Source organism: Mesorhizobium sp. Ca11 (genome assembly GCF_020165275.1).
In the GTDB taxonomy this organism is placed as follows: domain Bacteria; phylum Pseudomonadota; class Alphaproteobacteria; order Rhizobiales; family Rhizobiaceae; genus Mesorhizobium.
In genome coordinates this window covers 1-18,277 of the sequence record NZ_JAIUHU010000025.1, presented here as the reverse complement: position 1 = coordinate 18,277, position 18,277 = coordinate 1, and the positions used below count along the sequence as shown (strand labels likewise).

15 protein-coding genes and 1 pseudogene are annotated in these 18,277 nt (G+C 62.8%); 8 read left to right on the top strand and 8 right to left on the bottom strand.

Annotation, left to right across the window (positions count from 1 at the left end):
- Positions 1 to 9: 9 nt before the first annotated feature.
- Complete coding sequence (locus tag LB538_RS27855; RefSeq protein ID WP_224532453.1) at positions 10 to 1,968, bottom strand: acetoacetate--CoA ligase; 1,959 nt, start codon at positions 1,966 to 1,968, stop codon at positions 10 to 12.
- A 264-nt stretch (positions 1,969 to 2,232) separates the two neighbouring features.
- Here LB538_RS27855 and LB538_RS27850 point away from each other — a divergent pair, with 264 nt between their 5' ends.
- On the top strand, positions 2,233 to 4,113 hold the full coding sequence (locus LB538_RS27850) for an AsmA-like C-terminal region-containing protein (protein WP_224532452.1): 1,881 nt from the start codon (positions 2,233 to 2,235) through the stop codon (positions 4,111 to 4,113).
- 38 nt (positions 4,114 to 4,151) lie between these two features.
- Here LB538_RS27850 and LB538_RS27845 read toward each other — a convergent pair whose 3' ends face one another.
- The 6 genes from LB538_RS27845 to LB538_RS27820 all read right to left on the bottom strand — a co-directional run bounded on the left by LB538_RS27845 (position 4,152) and on the right by LB538_RS27820 (position 11,157).
- Positions 4,152 to 4,970 carry an ABC transporter permease gene (locus LB538_RS27845; protein WP_224532451.1) on the bottom strand — a complete coding sequence of 273 codons (819 nt, stop codon included), beginning with the start codon at positions 4,968 to 4,970 and terminating at the stop codon, positions 4,152 to 4,154.
- Entirely contained in the window at positions 4,967 to 5,929 is a 963-nt protein-coding gene (locus tag LB538_RS27840) for an ABC transporter permease subunit (protein ID WP_140839466.1), read from the bottom strand. The genes LB538_RS27845 and LB538_RS27840 overlap by 4 nt, the downstream gene beginning before the upstream one ends.
- Positions 5,930 to 5,938: 9 nt before the next feature.
- Complete coding sequence (locus tag LB538_RS27835; RefSeq protein WP_224532450.1) at positions 5,939 to 7,078, bottom strand: ABC transporter ATP-binding protein; 1,140 nt, start codon at positions 7,076 to 7,078, stop codon at positions 5,939 to 5,941.
- Between the two features lie 82 nt (positions 7,079 to 7,160).
- On the bottom strand, positions 7,161 to 8,258 hold the full coding sequence (locus tag LB538_RS27830; protein ID WP_140839470.1) for a polyamine ABC transporter substrate-binding protein: 1,098 nt from the start codon (positions 8,256 to 8,258) through the stop codon (positions 7,161 to 7,163).
- A 338-nt stretch (positions 8,259 to 8,596) separates the two neighbouring features.
- Positions 8,597 to 9,547: a DMT family transporter gene (locus LB538_RS27825; RefSeq protein ID WP_224532469.1), complete on the bottom strand. Its 951-nt coding sequence runs from the start codon at positions 9,545 to 9,547 to the stop codon at positions 8,597 to 8,599.
- Between the two features lie 167 nt (positions 9,548 to 9,714).
- Positions 9,715 to 11,157 carry a short-chain fatty acyl-CoA regulator family protein gene (locus tag LB538_RS27820; protein ID WP_224532449.1) on the bottom strand — a complete coding sequence of 481 codons (1,443 nt, stop codon included), beginning with the start codon at positions 11,155 to 11,157 and terminating at the stop codon, positions 9,715 to 9,717.
- A 252-nt stretch (positions 11,158 to 11,409) separates the two neighbouring features.
- Here LB538_RS27820 and aceA point away from each other — a divergent pair, with 252 nt between their 5' ends.
- The 3 genes from aceA to LB538_RS27805 all read left to right on the top strand — a co-directional run bounded on the left by aceA (position 11,410) and on the right by LB538_RS27805 (position 13,698).
- The gene (aceA, locus tag LB538_RS27815) at positions 11,410 to 12,699 is read left to right on the top strand and encodes an isocitrate lyase (protein WP_224532448.1); all 1,290 of its coding nucleotides are present in this window, start codon (positions 11,410 to 11,412) and stop codon (positions 12,697 to 12,699) included.
- Between the two features lie 54 nt (positions 12,700 to 12,753).
- Entirely contained in the window at positions 12,754 to 12,996 is a 243-nt protein-coding gene (locus LB538_RS27810; RefSeq protein WP_027168360.1) for a hypothetical protein, read from the top strand.
- A 225-nt stretch (positions 12,997 to 13,221) separates the two neighbouring features.
- Positions 13,222 to 13,698 carry a response regulator gene (locus tag LB538_RS27805; RefSeq protein WP_224532447.1) on the top strand — a complete coding sequence of 159 codons (477 nt, stop codon included), beginning with the start codon at positions 13,222 to 13,224 and terminating at the stop codon, positions 13,696 to 13,698.
- Here LB538_RS27805 and LB538_RS27800 read toward each other — a convergent pair.
- On the bottom strand, positions 13,679 to 14,386 hold the full coding sequence (locus tag LB538_RS27800) for an HAD family hydrolase (RefSeq protein WP_224532468.1): 708 nt from the start codon (positions 14,384 to 14,386) through the stop codon (positions 13,679 to 13,681). The two genes, LB538_RS27805 and LB538_RS27800, sit on opposite strands and share 20 nt — an antisense overlap.
- 189 nt (positions 14,387 to 14,575) lie before the next feature.
- On the opposite strand from LB538_RS27800, the gene LB538_RS27795 reads away from it, so the two are divergent.
- The 4 genes and pseudogenes from LB538_RS27795 to LB538_RS27780 all read left to right on the top strand — a co-directional run.
- Positions 14,576 to 15,286 (top strand): class I SAM-dependent methyltransferase, encoded by a 711-nt coding sequence (locus LB538_RS27795; protein WP_224532446.1) that lies wholly within the window; start codon positions 14,576 to 14,578, stop codon positions 15,284 to 15,286.
- Entirely contained in the window at positions 15,286 to 16,272 is a 987-nt protein-coding gene (locus tag LB538_RS27790; RefSeq protein WP_224532445.1) for an ATP-grasp fold amidoligase family protein, read from the top strand. Before LB538_RS27795 ends, LB538_RS27790 begins: the two co-directional genes overlap by 1 nt.
- Before the next feature lie 78 nt (positions 16,273 to 16,350).
- Entirely contained in the window at positions 16,351 to 17,787 is a 1,437-nt protein-coding gene (locus LB538_RS27785; RefSeq protein WP_411909068.1) for a glutamine synthetase family protein, read from the top strand.
- Positions 17,788 to 17,833: 46 nt separating this feature from the next.
- Positions 17,834 to 18,184 (top strand): annotated as a pseudogene (locus LB538_RS27780) (four helix bundle protein); the annotation flags it as partial.
- Positions 18,185 to 18,277: the final 93 nt, after the last annotated feature.

The following is an 18,277-nucleotide window of genomic DNA, read 5'->3' as shown; positions in this document are numbered from 1 at the left end:
CCACATCGGTCAGCTTGCCAGCTGCGGCAGGTCGCGGAACAGCTCCAGCGCCTCGGGATTGGCGAGCGCTTCCTTGTTCTTCACGGCACGGCCGTGGACCACGTCGCGTACGGCGAGCTCGGTGATCTTGCCGGACTTGGTGCGCGGGATGTCGGCGACGGCGACGATCCTGGCCGGCACGTGGCGCGGGCTGGCGCCGGTGCGGATCCTGGCGCGAATGCGCTTTTCCAGATCCTCGTCCAGGGTCACGCCGGGGGCGAGCCGCACGAACAGCACGACACGGACATCATTGTCGAAATCCTGGCCAATGCAGAGCGCCTCGAGGATTTCCGGCATCTGCTCGACCTGGTTGTAGATCTCGGCCGTGCCGATCCGGACCCCGCCCGGATTGAGCGTGGCATCGGAGCGGCCGTGGATGATCATGCCGCCATGTTCCGTCCATTCGGCGAAGTCGCCATGGCACCAGACATTATCGAAACGCTCGAAATAGGCCGCGTGATATTTCATGCCTTCGGGGTCGTTCCAGAAGCCGATCGGCATCGACGGGAAGGCCTTGGTGCAGACAAGCTCGCCCTTCTCCTGCCTCACAGGCTTGCCGTCATCGTTCCAGACGTCGACCGCCAGGCCAAGGCCGGGGCCTTGGATCTCGCCGGTCCAGACCGGCTCGGTCGGCACGCCGAGCACGAAGCAGGAAACGATGTCGGTGCCGCCCGAGATCGAGGCCAGGTGCACGTCCTTCTTGATGCCGTCATAGACGAAGCGGAAATCCTCCGGCGACAGCGGCGAGCCGGTCGAGGAGATGGTGCGCACGCGCGACAGATCGTGGCTCGCGATCGGCTTCAGACCGGCCTTGCGAACCGAATCGATGAATTTGGCCGAAGTGCCGAAATAGGTCATCTTCTCGGCATCGGCGAAATCGAACAGCACATTGCCGTCGGGGTAGAAAGGCGAGCCGTCATAAAGCAGCAGCGTCGCGCCGGAGGCGAGGCCCGAGACCAGCCAGTTCCACATCATCCAGCCGCAGGTGGTGAAATAGAACAGGCGATCGGCGTCGAGCAGGCCGGCATGCAGCCGGTGCTCCTTGACGTGCTGGATCAGCGTGCCGCCCGCCGAATGCACGATGCATTTCGGGATGCCGGTCGTGCCCGAGGAAAACAGGATGTAGAGCGGATGCGCGAAGGGCAGCCGCTCGAAGCCGACGGGCTTTGCGGCAAAAGGCGAGAGCGCGTCTTCGAGCGCGGCTGCCTTGTCGATGGTGGCGGCGACATCGCTCGAGGTGCCGAGATAGTCGACGATCAGCACCTTGCTCAGGCTTGCCAGCTTGTCCGCGACAGCGCGGATCTTGTCGGCCACCTCGATCGCCTTGCCGTTGTACCAATAGCCGTCCGGCGCGATGAAGACGATCGGCTCGATCTGGCCGAAGCGGTCGAGCACGCCCTGCTCGCCGAAATCGGGAGAGCATGACGACCAGACCGCGCCGATCGAGCTTGCCGCCAGCATCGCGGCGATGGTTTCGGGCATATTCGGCATCATGGCGGCGACGCGGTCGCCGGCCTTGACGCCGAGCGACAGGAAGAGCTGCTGCAGGCGCGAGGTCAGCGCGTGGAGCTCGTTCCAGGAGAGCCGCCGCTCGACCTTGTCCTCGCCGCGAAAGACGATCGCCTCGCCGGCGCCGGTTTTCTGCAAAAGGTTCTCGGCGAAATTGAGCCTGGCGTCGGGAAAGAAAGCTGCGCCGGGCATCCGCTCGCCGTCGACGAGGCGCCGTTCGCCCTTGTCGCCGACAAGCGCGCAGAAATCCCAGACCAGGTCCCAGAAGGCTTCGCGGTCGTCGACCGACCAGCGATGCAGTTCGGCATAGCCGGAGAAAGAACGCGCTGTCTTTGCCCCCGCGGCCTTCATGAACGCGGTCATCGGCGCTGCGTCGATCCGCTCCTGCGTCGGGGTCCACAAAGGTGTGTCGGCGGCCATGATCGCTCCTCCCAAAGCGTCGCGTTCGAGCCAGTTAAGCCCAACGTCGCATATGCCATCGTCCCAGAAACGGCGTGCGATTGCGGATCGGGATCGTGCAGACCGCTTATGCATATTGCGGCGCAGCAGAGCAAGATTTTGTTCGGGCGACCCATGGCGGCCGCTGTGCAAATGCCATCGCAAGGCCATAAAGACTTGAAAAGCGTCGGCGCTCGGTTACACCCGTCGGGCGATTTTGTTGGCAACGAAAGCATACGGGGCGAAATGCGATCATCTCTGATCCGGCGCGGGGTGTGGGCGATCGGCGTTGCCGTGCTCGTCATCGCGCTCGCGGTCGCGGCGCTGCCGCTGATTGCCTCGACCCGCATCGTGCGCGACCGCATCGCCTGGGAATTGAGTGCCTGGAGCGGCTTCAGGGTCACGATCGACGGGTCGCCGCGCATTGAAGTATGGCCGAAATTCCGGGCCATCCTCAGCGACGTGACGCTGTCGCAATGGACCGAGACCGAAGCGCCGCCAGTGGTCGAGGCCGATCGCGTGGAAGTCGATCTCTCCGCCATGGCGGCCTTGCAGGGCAACGTCGCCTTCTCGACCGCCAGGCTGGTGCGCCCGACTATCAGGGTGCAGCGCACCGCCAGCGGCTTTTATCTGCCGCCGCTTCCGACCGGCGGGCGCATCACGCGCTCGATCGACACCGCGCGCGGCGTAGTCACCGCCAACCCGCAGAAGCCGGATCTCGGCAAATTGCCATCCGATCCGTTCGGCACCGTCGAATTCCGCGATGGTCGCGTGGTGACTTCGGTTGACGGCAAGGACATCGAAATCCTGAGCAGCCTGAGCGGCCAGGTGAACTGGGAAGCGATGAACAGCGAGGCGTCGCTGACCGCGAGCGGAATCTGGCGCGGCGAAAGCATGCAGCTCGATTTCTCCTCGGCGAAACCGCTGGTGCTGTTTGGCGGAGGGGCGGCACCCGTCACCCTCTCCTTCAAGGCCGCGCCCGCGACATTCTCCTTCGACGGAACGGCCTCGATGTCCGACAACGCCTATCTGGACGGCCAGGCGAAGTTCGCCGCGCCGTCGCTGCGGCGCGTGCTGGAGTGGTCGCAGGCAGGCATCGCGCCGGGGGCCGCAATAGGCGCCGTCTCGGTCAGCAGTAAGGTGAACGCCTCGGCGGGGCGCGCGAAATTCGAGAACACCACGGTCACGCTCAACAACAACCCGGGCATGGGCGCGCTGGATTTCTCCGTCGCCGAGGGGAGCCCGGTGATTGCCGGCACGCTCGCCTTCGACACGCTGGATCTCAGATCTTTCCTGTCGGCTTTCACGCCTATCGCGCCGACCGGCGAGGCCGGCCCAGGCGCTATCGACACCAGTTTCGCCGACCGCATCAATCTCGACCTCAGGCTGTCGGCGGCGCATGCCATGGCGGGGCCGGTCCAGCTCGCCGACGTGGCGGCGACCGCGCAGGTCAAGAACGGTCTTGCCGTCTTCGACATATCCGACGCGTCGGCCTTCAACGGCAACATCCAGAGCAGCCTGCGCTTCGACCGCAAGCCGGAAGGCACGCAGGTCGAGATGCGGCTCCTGGCATCGGACGTAGACACGGGAGCCTTTGCCACGGCGGCGGGAATGACGCGGCTGGTGCCGGCCAGCACCGGGACCGTATCGGTCATCCTCAAGGGACCGGGCAAGGCCTGGAATTCCATCTTTGAGAATGCCGACGGATCGTTCTCGGCGACGTTCGGTCCGGGCACTATCAACGGGCTCGACCTGCCGGCCTTCCTCAAGCGCAACCAGCAGGGCGGCTTCTTCGCGCTCGACGACGTCGCCAATGGATCGCTGCCGATCGACGGCGCCGAGATCAAGGCAAGCATTTCGAAGGGCGTGGCGCGCCTGGACAAGGCCGAGATCAATTCGCAGAAATACAAGATCTGGCTGTCCGGCATCGCCTCCTATGTCGGACGCGGGCTGGCGCTCTCGGGCGGAGTGGTGCCCAACGGACAGCCGGCGCAGCAGCCTCAGCAGGCCAACAGTCAGACGGCCAGTCCGGCTCCCGCGCCGCCGAGCCAGCCGCTGTTCTTCGTCGGCGGCAACTGGAGCGCGCCGTTCATATCGCCGATCGCTCCCGGCGTTTCAGGCCAGTAAACGCGAGGGACGCAAAGCGTCCCCGCTTCTCGTCACGCTCAACCGCGCTGCGCGGCCTGCTCGTCGAGCTGGCGCTGGATCTCGCGCCGCTTGTTGGCGATCGAGGCGATGATGACGCCGACCGCCACCACCGCGATCAGGATGGTGCAGGCGGCGTTGATCTCGGGCGTCACGCCGAGGCGCACCTGGCTGTAGATCTTCATCGGCAGCGTGGTGGCGCCGGGACCCGAGGTGAAGCTCGCGATGACCAGATCGTCCAGCGAGAGCGTGAACGCCAGCATCCAGCCGGAGATGATCGCCGGCAGGATGACCGGCAAGGTGATCTGGAAGAAGGTCTTCACCGGCGGCGCGCCGAGATCCATCGCCGCCTCCTCCAGCGAACGGTCGAACGTGACCAGCCGCGACTGCACGACGACGGCGACGAAGCACATGGTGAAGGTGATGTGGGCGAGCGTCACCGTGACGAAACCGCGGTCGAGCCCGACGGCGACGAAGAGCAAGAGCAGCGAGAGGCCCGTTATGACTTCCGGCATGACCAGCGGCGCGAAGACCATGCCCGAGAAGAGCACACGTCCCTTGAAGCGCGTGTAGCGCGTGAGCGTGATGGCGGCGAGCGTGCCGAGCATGGTGGCGACGGTCGCGGAGATGACGCCGACGCGCGCCGTTACCCAGGTGGCGTCCATCAGGCCCTGATTGTGGAACAGCGACACGTACCATTTGGTCGAAAAGCCACCCCAGACGGTGACGAGCTTGGATTCGTTGAAGGAAAAGACGATCAGAAGAACGATCGGCAGATAGAGGAAGGCAAAGCCCAGCACGATCGAGGTGATGTTGAAGCGGCTCCAGGTCGAGTTCATCTGCCCTGCTCCTGTGCCTTGGCCTGAGCCTGCTGGAAGAACATGATCGGGATGGTCAGCACCAGGAGCAGGATGACTGCCACCGCCGACGAGACCGGCCAGTCGCGGTTGGAGAAGAACTCGTTCCAGAGCGTCTTGCCGATCATCAGCGTCTGCGAGCCGCCGAGAAGATCAGGGATGACGAACTCGCCGACGGCCGGGATGAACACCAGCAGGCAGCCGGCGACAACGCCTGGCAGCGACAGCGGGAAGGTGATCTTCCAGAAGGCGCCGGTCGGCGGGCAGCCGAGGTCCTGCGCGGCCTCGATCAGCGAATAGTCCATCTTCTCCAGCGAGGAATAGAGCGGCAGCACCATGAAAGGCAGGTAGGAATAGACGATACCAATAAAGATGGCTGTGTAGGTGTTGAGGATTACCAGCGGCTGGCTGATCAAGCCGGTGGCGAGCAGAACCTGATTGAGCAGGCCCTCGGGTTTCAGGATGCCGATCCAGGCATAGACGCGGATCAGGAATGAGGTCCAGAAAGGCAGGATCACCAGCATCAGCAAGGTCGGGCGAATCGTGGCCGGCGCCCGCGCCATGCCATAGGCGATCGGATAGCCGACGATCAGGGTGAGTATCGTCGAGATTCCCGCGATGACCAGGCTCGTCACATAGGCGTTGAAATAGAGCGCGTCCTGAGTGAGCCAGGTGTAGTTATTGAAGTTGAGCTCGCGGACGGCGGCGAAAAATCCCGAAAAGCCGTCCTTGAAGCCGAGCACCGGCGTATAAGGGGGCATTGAAATCGCCGTTTGAGACAGCGAGATCTTGAACACGATGACGAAGGGAACAAGGAAGAAGAACAGCAGCCAGAGATAGGGGACGATGATGACCAGGCGGTTGACGAAGCCTGTCGCCAGCCTCGCCGGCAGTGTTGCGGTTTCGGTCGATGGGGCGGCGGTCGCTGCGATGTCCGTCATCTCAGCCTCCTACCTGGTCAACACGACGCCGGCATCGGGCCGGAAGGAGACCCAGGCGCGATCGTTCCAGGTGAGCGGATCCTCGGTGATGCGTGAAGCGTTCAACGCGCTTGCCCGCACCATCTGGCCGTCGTCAAGCTTGATATGATAGACGGTCATGTCGCCGAGATAGGCGACGTCGTAGACCTCGCCTTCGAGCGCGTTGACGGCATCGGCCGGCTTTTTCGAGGAGACCTTGATCTTCTCCGGCCGGATCGCGAAGACGATGTCGGAGCCGGCAGCGGCGTTGCTGCCATTGTCGACGACGATCTGCGCTCCTGTCGCGCCGGTTATGCGCGTGGTGCTTGTCATATGTTCGGCAACCTTGCCTTCGAACATGTTCACATTGCCGACGAAATGCGCAACGAAGCGCGAAGCCGGCGCCTCGTAGATCTCGGCAGGCGTCGCGACCTGCATCACCTCGCCCTTGTCCATGATGGCGATGCGGTCGGCCATGGTCATGGCCTCCTCCTGGTCGTGGGTGACGACGACGAAGGTGAGGCCGAGCTCCTGCTGCAGGTCCATCAGCTCGAACTGCGTTTCCTCGCGCAGCTTCTTGTCCAAAGCGCCGAGCGGCTCGTCGAGGAGCAGAACCTTCGGGCGCTTGGCGACCGAGCGGGCAAGCGCCACGCGCTGGCGCTGGCCGCCCGAGAGCTGGTGCGGCTTGCGCTTGGCGAACTGCTCGAGCTTGACGAGCTTCAGCATCTCGGCCACGCGCTTTTCGATATCGGGTCCAGGCATGCCCTCCTGCTTGAGGCCGAAGGCGATGTTCTTCTCCACCGTCATATGCGGGAACAGCGCATACGACTGGAACATCATGTTGACGGGCCGCTTGTAGGGCGGAATGCCGCGCAGGTCCTGCCCGTCGAGCAGGATGCGGCCCGCGGACGGCTCCTCGAAGCCGGCGAGCATCCTGAGCAGGGTCGACTTGCCGCAGCCCGAAGCGCCGAGCAGGGCGAAGAATTCACGCTCGAAGATGGTCAGCGACAGATTGTTGACGGCGATGAAATCACCGAACTTCTTGGTGACCTTGTCGAACTGGATATATGGCTTGGCATTCGGGTCGTTCCATGGCGCGAAATCCCTGCGGATGCTGCCAAGCGATTTCATGATCTCCACTCCGTTACTTTCTTAAAAAATCCCCAAAAGAAAGCGACCCCGGCAGTTGGCTGCCGGGGCCGCGTCGCAATTCTCACTGGCCAGTGACTATCTTGGTCCAGGTGCGCGTGATGATGCGCTGTGTCTTGGGATCGTATGGCGCAATAGTATAGAGCTTTTTCATCGTCTCTTCGTCCGGATAGACCGAAGGATCTTCCAGGATCGCCTTATCGACGAATTGCTGCGAGGCTTTGTTGCCGTTGGCGTAGAGCACGTAATTCGACGATTTGGCGATGACTTCGGGCGTCATCATATAGTTGATGAATTCGAGCGCGTCGGCGACATGCGGAGCGTCCGCGGGGATCGCCATCTGGTCGAACCACATCTCGGCGCCTTCCTTGGGCACCGAATAGCCGATCTCGACGCCCTGCTTGGCTTCCACGGCGCGGTTGCGCGCCTGGAAGACGTCGCCCGACCAGCCGATCGCCAGGCAGATGTCGCCATTGGCCAAGGCGTTGATGTATTCGGACGAATGGAACTTGCGGACATAGGGCCGCACCTTCAGCAACGCCTCCTCGGCCTTGGAGATGTCATCGGGAGAGGTGCTGTTGGGATCGAGGCCGAGATATTTAAGCGCCGCGGGAATGACGTCGGTGGGAGAGTCCAGCACATAGACGCCGCAATCCTTCAGCTTGGCCAGCTTGTCGGGATTGAAGAAGACGTCCCAGCTGTCGATCTTGTCGGTGCCGAGCGCGGCCTGCACCTTCTTGACGTTATAGCCGAGGCCGACCGTGCCCCACATGTAGTTGACCGAATATTCGTTGCCCGGATCGTATTTGGCGGTACGCTCGGAAATGACATCCCACATGTTGGAGATGTTGGGCAGCTTCGACTTATCGAGCTTCTGGAACACGCCTGCCTGGATCTGGCGCGCCAGGAAGTTGGCGCTCGGCACGACGACGTCATAACCACTGCCGCCGGCAAGCAGTTTCGTCTCCAGGATCTCGTTGGAATCGAAGGTGTCATAGACGACCTTGATGCCGGTCTTCTTGGTGAAGTCGTCGATGATCGAGCTGTCGATATAGTCCGACCAGTTGTAGACGTTGACGACGCGGTCTTCGGCGTGACCGCTTATTGTGAAAAGCGTCAGAAATGCCGACGTCGCCGAAAGCCAAAGCGCTTTGCGGATCATGGTGTTCTCCTTTGGTGGGTGTTCCCTTGCCGGCTCGTCGCGATATGGCGGGGCGGCTTTGGTTTGAGAGTATTGAGCTTTCCGGAGAGCGACAAGCGTGAACTCTCCACGCAAGGCTCGGTAACGGCATCAGGGTTCGAGACATTTTGGCCTCCCCGGCGAGGCACCCGGGCGGCGTCAACGGCATTCACCGTGGCGTATTGAGAGCTATGACGATGCAGTCCGGTCCTGAGCGGGCCGGCGGAGACACTTGGCAAGATACGCCTGTCTTGTTGTTGCCGTAGTTGCAGCCTGCCCGCCCGGCAACTGGGTTGTCAATGGGGGAAGGCTGCCTGTCGTCAATTGGGCGACGGCAGGCCGGTGACGCCGGGACGAGTCGGCCGCGTCTGGCGCTTGAACTCCAGGCCTATATGGATCAGCAGCGCCGTGACCACGACCGTGCCGCCGATGATGGTGCGCATCGACGGCACTTCGGAATGGACCAGCCAGACCCAGATCGGCCCAAGGATCGGCTCGAAGGTGCCGAGCAGGGCCGCGATCGCCGCCGGCACCAGCCGCGCGCCCATGGCGAAAAAGGCGAGGCCGACGCCAAGATTGATGATGCCGAAGGCGAAGAGGAAGCCCATGTCGCGCCCCGAGACCGCGAATGCCGAGGCCTGGGAAGCGGCGAACGCACCGGCAAGCAGCGCGCCGAGACAGGTGGCCGGCACCATGCGCACATGGGCAAAGCGCCGGGTGATCACGGTCGCCAGCGAAAACATCACCGCGATCAGCAGCGCCAGGCCGTCGCCGATCGGCGAGACGGCGCCGCCCAGGGATTCGGAAACCATGATGGCGACGCCAGCGATGACGGCGGCAATCGCGATCCAGGTGGCCGGAGCGACCCGTTCGCGAAACAGCAGCCAGGCAAGGAGCGCCGCCAGCAGCGGCACGCCGGCCTGCATCAGGAGGATGTTGGCGACCGTGGTGTAGGCAAGCGCCACCACGAAGCTGGTCGAGGCGGTGGCGAAGCAGAAGGCGACGCCAAGGCCGGGCAGTCCCATGTGCCGAAAGAGCTTCAGGCTGCCGCGCCAACCGTCGCGCCACAGCATGAAGGCGATCAAAAAGACCACGGCCCACAGCGAACGCCAAAACACCACGGTCCAGCTGTCGCCGACATGGATGAAACGGGCGATGGCGCCGCCGAAGCTCCACATAAGCGCCGAAAGGAAGACCAGGAGCATACCGATCCGCTCCTCGCGCGGCGAGACGGCTGGCAAGGCGGCGCGGGGCGAGGCGGTATCGGTCATGGACATGACTGTCAGCGGGTTGCGTTCGATGCAGCAAGGACAACAAGACTTGTGTTTTAGGCGACAGAACTGTGCCCCAGAAAGAATTATGCCTCAATCGCGTAGCGCAAAGACGCCGGCCCGGCGTGATCCAGCACCCGGCGAGACTTAGGACACATCCGCCGATGTCATCCCTGGAAATCGAAAGCGCTGAGGCCCGTCACCATCTCGTCGAGGCCGAGCGGGCGTGTCACCGGCGGCTCGGCGCGCGCCAGGCAGCCGACGCGCTCGCAAAGCCTGCAGGCGGGGCCTACCGGCGTAGCGAAGCCTTGACCGGGCTTGCCGGCGGCTGCGGCCGGCAGCGCCGCGCCATAGACGATATCGTCGCGAAAGCCGATATCGCAGCCGAGCAGGAGCGCGGTGCGGCGCGGCCGTTCGGAGAAGGCGCCCTGCGGACCTTCCAGCGTGCGGGCGATGCAGAGGAATTCGGCGCCGTCCGGCATCTCGACCGCTTCGACGAGGATCTGGCCGGGCTGCGAGAACGCCGCATGGACGGGAAGCTTGGGGCAGCCGCCGCCGAAGCGGCTCTGCGGATAGCCTTGGCTGCCGGCCTTGCGGAAGCGGTTGCCGGCATTGTCGACTTCCAGCATGAAGAACGGCACGCCCGCCGCGCCCGGCCGCTGCAGCATGGTCAGTCGATTGGCCGCCTGCTCGAAAGAGACGCCGAAGCGAGAACGCAGGACGTCGATGTCGTAACGGCCGCGAACGGCGGCGGCATGGAAAGCCTGATAGGGCATCATTAGCGCATGCGCGGCATAGCGGCCGAGCTCGAAGCGAGCGAGCCGGCGGGCCTCGTCGGTACCGAGCTTCAGCGCCTGGATCTCAGCCGCGATGGCTACCGACATGCGTATGAGGCTCGCCTCCATCGCGACTTCCCGCAATTGGTCGAAAGGCGACAGCCGCTCGGACAGGAAGAGACGCTGCGAATGGCGATCGTAGCGGCGGCGCCAGTTGGGCATGGTGGCGACCGGCAGCACCTTGACGACGATGCCGTGCTCGCGCCTCAGCCAGGCTTTGAGCGCGCCGAACAGATCATCACTGGGGTCGAGGACCGATGTGAAAGCCTCCGCCTCCTCTTCCAGCGAAACGAAGTGGTTCGGCCGGCGCTCAAACACGTCATGGACTTCATCGGAAGGCATGCGGGTGCCGGACAGCGCGGTTGCCCTGCCCTCCTTCGCCAGAAGCTGGTTGAGATCGGACAGGCGCTCGGCCTGCTCGCGATAGGCGCGAAAGAGTTTCACCATCGCCGCCGAAGCGTTCGGCGCTGTTTCGGCGAGGTCGATCAGTTCCTGATCGCCGGGCAGTTCGCCGGCAAGAAGCGGATCGCTGAAGGCTTCGCGCAAAGCCGCGATCGAGCCTTTTGTCTCTCCCTGCAATTCATGCGGATCGACCTTGTAGACGGAGGCCAGCTTGAGAATGAGCTGCACCGTCAGCGGTCGCTGGTTGCGCTCGATCAGGTTGAGATAGGAAGGCGAGATGCCCAGCCCTTCGGCCATCGCCGTCTGGGTCAGGCTCCTGGCGTTGCGCAGCCGGCGCAGCCGCGGCCCGGCGAAGATCTTCTGGTCGGCCATCCCTGCCATCCTTGACAAGAATTTACATTGACATCGAGTCCGGCGCTCGCCTCGCCGCTTTTACAATCATGACAAATTTACAGAGCTGACTTGTCAATGGCAACACAGCTTTTCCTTTATTTTCCGAGGCATCTTGCGGTTTCTCTAGGTGCCTTTCGCGCTGCAATGTAAAGAATGTCATACGCAGGGCGTCGCAGAACATGCCTTTGCGATGCAGCGCTGACGCAGTTCCCAAACGATCCGGAGTGACCAATGACCGATTTTTACAACCTCGTCCCCTCCGCGCCGGAAGGCCGTTTCGACGGCATCGAGCGCCCCTACTTGCCGGAGGATGTGAAGCGGTTGCGCGGCTCCGTGCAGATTCGCCAGACGCTGGCCGAGATGGGTGCGAACCGGTTGTGGAAGCTCATCCACGAGGAGGATTTCGTCAATGCGCTGGGCGCGATGTCGGGCAACCAGGCCATGCAGCAGGTTCGGGCCGGCCTGAAGGCGATCTATCTCTCGGGCTGGCAGGTGGCCGCCGATGCCAACACCGCCTCAGCGATGTATCCAGACCAGTCGCTTTACCCGGCCAATGCGGCGCCGGAACTGGTCAAGCGCATCAATCGCACCTTGCAGCGCGCCGACCAGATCGAGACGTCCGAGGGCAAGGGGCTGTCGGTCGAGACCTGGTTCGCGCCGATCGTGGCCGACGCGGAAGCCGGCTTCGGCGGCCCGCTCAACGCCTTCGAGATCATGAAGGCGTTCATCGAGGCGGGCGCCGCGGGCGTCCACTATGAGGACCAGCTGGCGTCGGAAAAGAAGTGCGGCCATCTCGGCGGCAAGGTTCTGATCCCAACCGCGGCGCATATCCGCAACCTCAACGCGGCGCGCCTTGCAGCCGACGTGATGGGCACGCCGACGCTGGTCGTGGCGCGCACGGACGCAGAGGCGGCGAAGCTTTTGACCTCCGATATCGACGAGCGCGACAGACCTTTCGTCGACTACGACGCCGGCCGAACGGTCGAGGGCTTCTACAATGTCAGGAACGGCATCGAGCCTTGCATCGCGCGCGCCGTGGCCTATGCGCCGCATGCCGACCTGATCTGGTGCGAGACATCGAAGCCGGATCTGGCGCAGGCCAGGAAATTCGCCGAGGGCGTGCACAGGCACCATCCGGGCAAGCTGCTCGCCTATAATTGTTCGCCGTCCTTCAACTGGAAGAAGAACCTCGACGACGCGACGATCGCGAAGTTCCAGAAGGAGCTCGGCGCGATAGGCTACAAGTTCCAGTTCATCACGCTCGCCGGCTTCCACCAGTTGAACTTCGGCATGTTCGAGCTGGCGCGCGGCTACAAGGACCGTCAGATGGCCGCCTATTCGGAACTGCAGGAAGCCGAGTTCGCGGCCGAGGCCCGCGGCTATACCGCGACCAAGCACCAGCGAGAGGTGGGCACCGGCTATTTCGACGCCGTGTCGATGGCGATCAGCGGCGGCCAGTCCTCGACCACCGCCATGCATGAATCGACCGAGCACGCCCAATTCAGGCCGGCGGCCGAGTAACGGATAACAACCAGAGGCAACGCCCGCAGGGCATCTACAGCGAGGAGAAGAGCGATGGCATCGATAAGCCGCGTCAAGGAAAGGGCAGAAGAGCAATCGAGCGCGATGAGCGTCGACCAGCAGGCGACGATCCGCATGCTCGCCAATGATCTGCACAGGCTCAACCAGTCGGTCATGAAGGCAGTCGAGGCCGGCGTCTCGGTGGAACTGGTGCGTTCGGCCAGGCACCATGGCGGCGACGGCAACTGGGGAGACCTTTTGATCCCGGTGATCGTTACCCAGCAGAGTCACACTTGACGTAACGTCAACAGTCTCGGCGATAGTCTCCCGCGGGCTATACGCTCGGGAGACTATCGCATTTTTTCGATTTGCCTTCGTCGCCGGGCGTACGACTTGCGCTGAATTCCAGAATTTCTTGCTATATTTCCGATCTCGACTGTTTCAGCTTGACAGCGGCCGCGATCTCACCCAATTGTGCCTCAGGTTTCAACCCTGCATTGAACCAGAGTGCCCAGCCCGCCGATGTGTCCCGCCAATCGTGACGACTCCGAAAAGCACCTGAAGTCGGCGGCCCGGACCGGCGCGATCACGGCTGACTTTTCAAAGGTGCTCGTCGTCGGAAAATCGTCGATCAACCGGGTTGTAGTGTCGAAAATCGTCGAGAAATCGGGACTGAAGCCGATTTCGGAGCCGCCCGAGATCGCCGAGAAGACACTGACCGGTCAACTGCCCGGCGCCGTCATCCTGGACGGCGGACCGGACAACATGGATTGCGAGCGGCTGATGTCGGCCATCGACGCGCTGCGGCGCGCCTCCGGCAAGCCGCTGCCCGCGGTGATCCTGCTTTCAACCAGGAATGGCACACCGGAAAGCCTCGGCCTGTCAAGCGTGGTCGATGCGGTGGTTGCCAAGCCGATCACGCCCGAGCGGCTGCAACCGGTGGTCGATCGCCTGGTCGGGCGCGGCAAGGCTCGAGCGTTCACTCGGCCTTTGCGATAGCCTCGACAAGGCTCGGCAACTCGCCAAGATCTGCAATCTGACGGAAACGCGGCGCCGCGACAGGGGCCTCGGCCTGTTCGATCGCCCAGGTCAATTCGTGCGGCACATGGATGCCCCAACTGCCGGCCTCGATGGCGGGAATCACGTCGGACTTGAGGGAATTGCCAACCATCATGCTGTTCTGCGGACCACGGCCATGGCGGCTGAAGATGCGGGCATAGGTGGCGGTGCTCTTGTCGCTGACGATCTCAACTGCGTCGAAGAGGTCACCCATTCCCGACTGCGCAAGCTTGCGCTCCTGATCGAAGAGGTCGCCCTTGGTGATCAGCACCAGATGGTAGGAACCCGCCAGCTTCTCGATCGTCTCGCGCGCGTGCGGCAGCGGCTCGATCGGGTGGCTGAGCATCTCGCGGCCGGCAGCCAGTATCTCGCCGATGATCGAACCAGGCACCTCCCCGCCGGTAACCTCGACCGCTGTCTCGATCATCGACAAGGTAAAGCCCTTGATGCCGAAGCCGTAGAGGGCGAGATTGCGCCTTTCCGCCTCGAGCAGTCTTGCCGCGATTTGGTCGTGGTCTCCGTGCTCCGCCAGCATTGCGGCAAAGCGCTTCTCAGTCATGCGGAAGAACTGCTCGTTCTGCCACAACGTGTCGTCGGCATCGAAACCGATCGTGGTAAGAGCGGATATTGTCACGTCATCCTCCTTCGGAACGCGGTGTAGACGCGTTCGCCGGGCGCTGCTAGCTCTAGCCGGAAATCGGCAAAGCGGGGGTGCATGCTGAATTCGTGGAAAGGCGAGCTGGAAGGCTTCATGGCGAGCGCTCGTGAGCGCACGCCAACGGAACTGATCAACGGCATCCGCGATATTGGCGTCGCCATGGGCCATGAGACCGGCGAAGCGCTGCTCGACAGCCACCCGGAACTGTTTGCCTACCGGCCCATGCTTACGCGAGCCTTCATTGAAATGGTTCATGCGCAAGACGTCGCCGAAATCAGGCAGATGCTGGAGCTGAAGCATCCAACCTCGTTCGGGCAGATAGCGGCGGAGGAAACGACCATCGGCGTCATGTCGTCGAAAGACGCCTACAAGCGCCTGGATGAGGTCTTCGAGCATGTCGACTTCAGCCGATGCACGCGCGCCGTGATGGTCGGCTGCGGCGGCCGCCCGTTCACCATGTTCCGTATCTGCGATCAGACACCGGTTCCCGAGATCGTCGGGCTGGATATTGTGCCGGAAGCGGTCGAGACAGCGAATATTCTGGCAGCCAAACTCGGCTACGTCCGAATGCGCGCCGAATTCCGCAACGGGCGCGACTATGACTATCGCGGCGCCCAGCTTGTCTATATCGCCAGCATGGTCTCGCCCAAAGCAGCTGTCGTGTCGCGCGTCGCAGACACGGCCCCACCCGATCTCCAGCTCGTTCTATGGGAACCGTATTCGTTGGCCCGCTTGTGGTCGGAGCGCGCGGAAGAAACGCTCGACCCGCGGCTGGAAGTGGTCGGCCGCACCCGCGTATCGCGCAACATGACCCGCGATGTGTTCGTCCGCCTCCGGCCTGGCGCCGCCAAGCGCGGAAGCGCAGGCTGATGGCAGCGGGCATGGCCGATCGCGTGGTCCTGGCCGCAACCTTGGCCTGGTGCCTGCTTCGCCATCCGCTGATCTGGAAAAGAACCTATGATCACAGCGGCGTCTTTCCCGACCCGGCCAGGCCGAGGTCTTACGTCGACAAGTTCTTGTGGCGGAAGATCTTCGACCATAATCCCGTCTATGCCACGGCATGCGACAAGCTGGCGTCCAAGGACTACGCCCTGTCAACATGCCCGGAACTCAAAACCGCGAAAGTGTTGTGGAGCGGCCGCGACGCCACGCAGATCCCACCGGCGCTGCTTACCGGAAATGTCGTGGTGAAGGCCAACCATGGCTGCCGCTGGAACATGATGATCCGCAACGGCGAGGTGGACAGGGCGAAGCTGCGGCGGCGAACGGCGCGCTGGATGCGCAATCGCTACGGCAGGAAATTCGGTGAATGGGCCTACAAGGGCGCGAGACGGCTCATCTTCATTGAGGAGATGCTTCTCGAGGACGATGTGCCGGTCCCGCTGGAGTATAAATTTCATATCTCGAACGGGAAGACGGCTTACGTCTACGCCGCACGGCGGGACAGATGGGGCAACGAGCTGAAAAGTCATTTCGACCGCGACGGCAATCATGCACCCGTGCCGCCGGGCAGCGGCAGCCAATGGGTGAAGATCGATCTGCCGCCATCGTTTCTGCGGATGCGCGAGATAGCGGAGCGGCTGACGGCACCGTTCGATCATATGCGCTGCGACTTCTACGAGATCGACGGCGAAATCTATTTTTCCGAGTTCTCGGTCTACCCGCTGTCAGGAAAAGGCATCATCAACACCAAGCTGCGCGATCTGGCCGGCGATAGCTGGGACATACGCCAGGCCTGGTTCCTGTCGACGCCCCAGCGAGGTTGGCGCAAAGTCTATGCGGCGGCGCTGTTGCGATGGCTCGACGCAAACGATCGGCAGAGGCTGCAGCCCGGTTCGCAAAGAGCGGCTCCCTGAGCAAGCCGCCCGGCGCCTCCCCTTCCCTTTCCCCGTTGCGCCCGGCTATAGTTCGAAATCCGCAACACAATCTGGTGAATGATGCCGCCTGAAAAAAAGGAAGTCCGTCCGTCAAGCCGGGGGGGACGCGCCCGCACGCCTGCATTCCTGAAAAACGAACGCGGCGTGAAGAACTGGAAGGAAGCCAGCGCCTGGCTCGAATGGCGCGGCATCGAGGACATCGAGTGCATCACTCCCGACCAGGCGGGCGTCGCCCGCGGCAAGATGATGCCGTCGAAGAAATTCACCTCCAACACCTCGCTGGCGCTGCCTTCGGCCGTGTTCATGACGACGATCTCGGGCGGCTATCCCGAGGACGGCAACGGCTTCCACTATCCCGAGGACGATGGCGACCTGAAGCTTTTGCCCGATCTCTCAACGCTGACGGCTGTGCCCTGGGAAGAGGATCCGACGGCGGCAGTGATTTGCGACCTCGTCCACCAGGACGGCCGCTCGGTCGAATTCACGCCGCGCAACGTGCTGAAGCGCGTGCTTGCCGCCTATGACGAGCGCGGCTTGAGACCGGTGGTGGCGCCCGAGATCGAATTCTATCTGGTGCGCAAGAATCCCGACCCGGACTATCCGCTGACGCCGCCGGTCGGGCGCTCGGGCCGGCCGATCGGCGGCGGCGCCGGCTATTCGATCGCCGGCGTCAACGAGTTCGACGAACTGATCGACGACATCTACCATTTCTCGGAACGTCAGGGTCTGGAGATCGACACGCTGATCCATGAGGAAGGCGCCGGCCAGCTCGAGATCAATCTGCGACACGGCAACCCGATCGAGCTTGCCGACCAGGTCTTCATGTTCAAGCGCACCATTCGCGAGGCGGCGCTTAAGCACGAGATCTACGCCACCTTCATGGCCAAGCCGATCCAGGGCCAGCCGGGCTCGGCCATGCATATCCACCAGTCGGTCATCGACAAGAAGACCGGCAAGAACATCTTCTCGGCCGAGGACGGCTCCGAGACGGACGCCTTCTTCCATTTCATCGGCGGCATGCAGAAGCACGTACCGAACGCGCTGGTGATGTTCGCGCCCTACGTCAATTCCTACCGCCGGCTGACGCAGCAGGCCTCGGCTCCGGTCAACAACAAATGGGGCTACGACAACCGGACCACCGCCTTCCGCGTGCCGCGCTCCGATCCGGCAGCGCGGCGCGTCGAAAACCGGATCCCGTCTTCCGACGCCAACCCTTATCTGGCGCTTGCCGCGTCGCTTGCCTGCGGGCTGATCGGCATGACCAGAAAGATCAAAGCTGAACCGCCGGTTCTGACCACGGCCAATGCCGACGAGATCGACCTGCCGCGCAGCTTGCTGGAAGCGGTCGATTTGTTCGAGGCCGACAAGGAGCTCGGCATTATCCTCGGCACATCCTTCGCCGCCACTTACGCAGCGATCAAGCGGGCCGAGTTCGAAACCTTCATGGAAGTGATCAGCCCGTGGGAGCGGGAGTATTTGTTGCTGAATGTTTAGGGGAGTAGGGGAGTAGGGGAGTAGGGACGGTGGCTGAAAAACAGGCTCCTACAAGGATTTAGTGGTCTGGCAGCAGGCGATGGATTTGGCTGTGTCGGTCTACAGCGCGACGAGATCCTGGCCGAAGGACGAGCTCTATGGACTTACCAGCCAAGTGCGCCGCTCCGCAACTTCAGTGCCCTCAAATATAGCGGAGGGTTACGGCAGAGAGATTCGAGGTTCCTATCAGCAGTTTCTTCGCATTGCTCAAAGATCGCTGAAGGAATTGGAAACTCAGCTTCTGATCGCGGAACGTACCGGTATCGCATCACAACAAACGACGGCCACACTGCTGGCCAGCACCGAAAGTGTCGGCAAGCTTCTTCGACTTTTGATTCGAAAATTGGCAGCCGACTAGCTATCCCTACTGCCCTACTGCCCTACTGCCCTACTGCCCTACTGCCCTACTGCCCTACTGCCCTACTGCCCTACTGCCCTACTACTCCCCTAC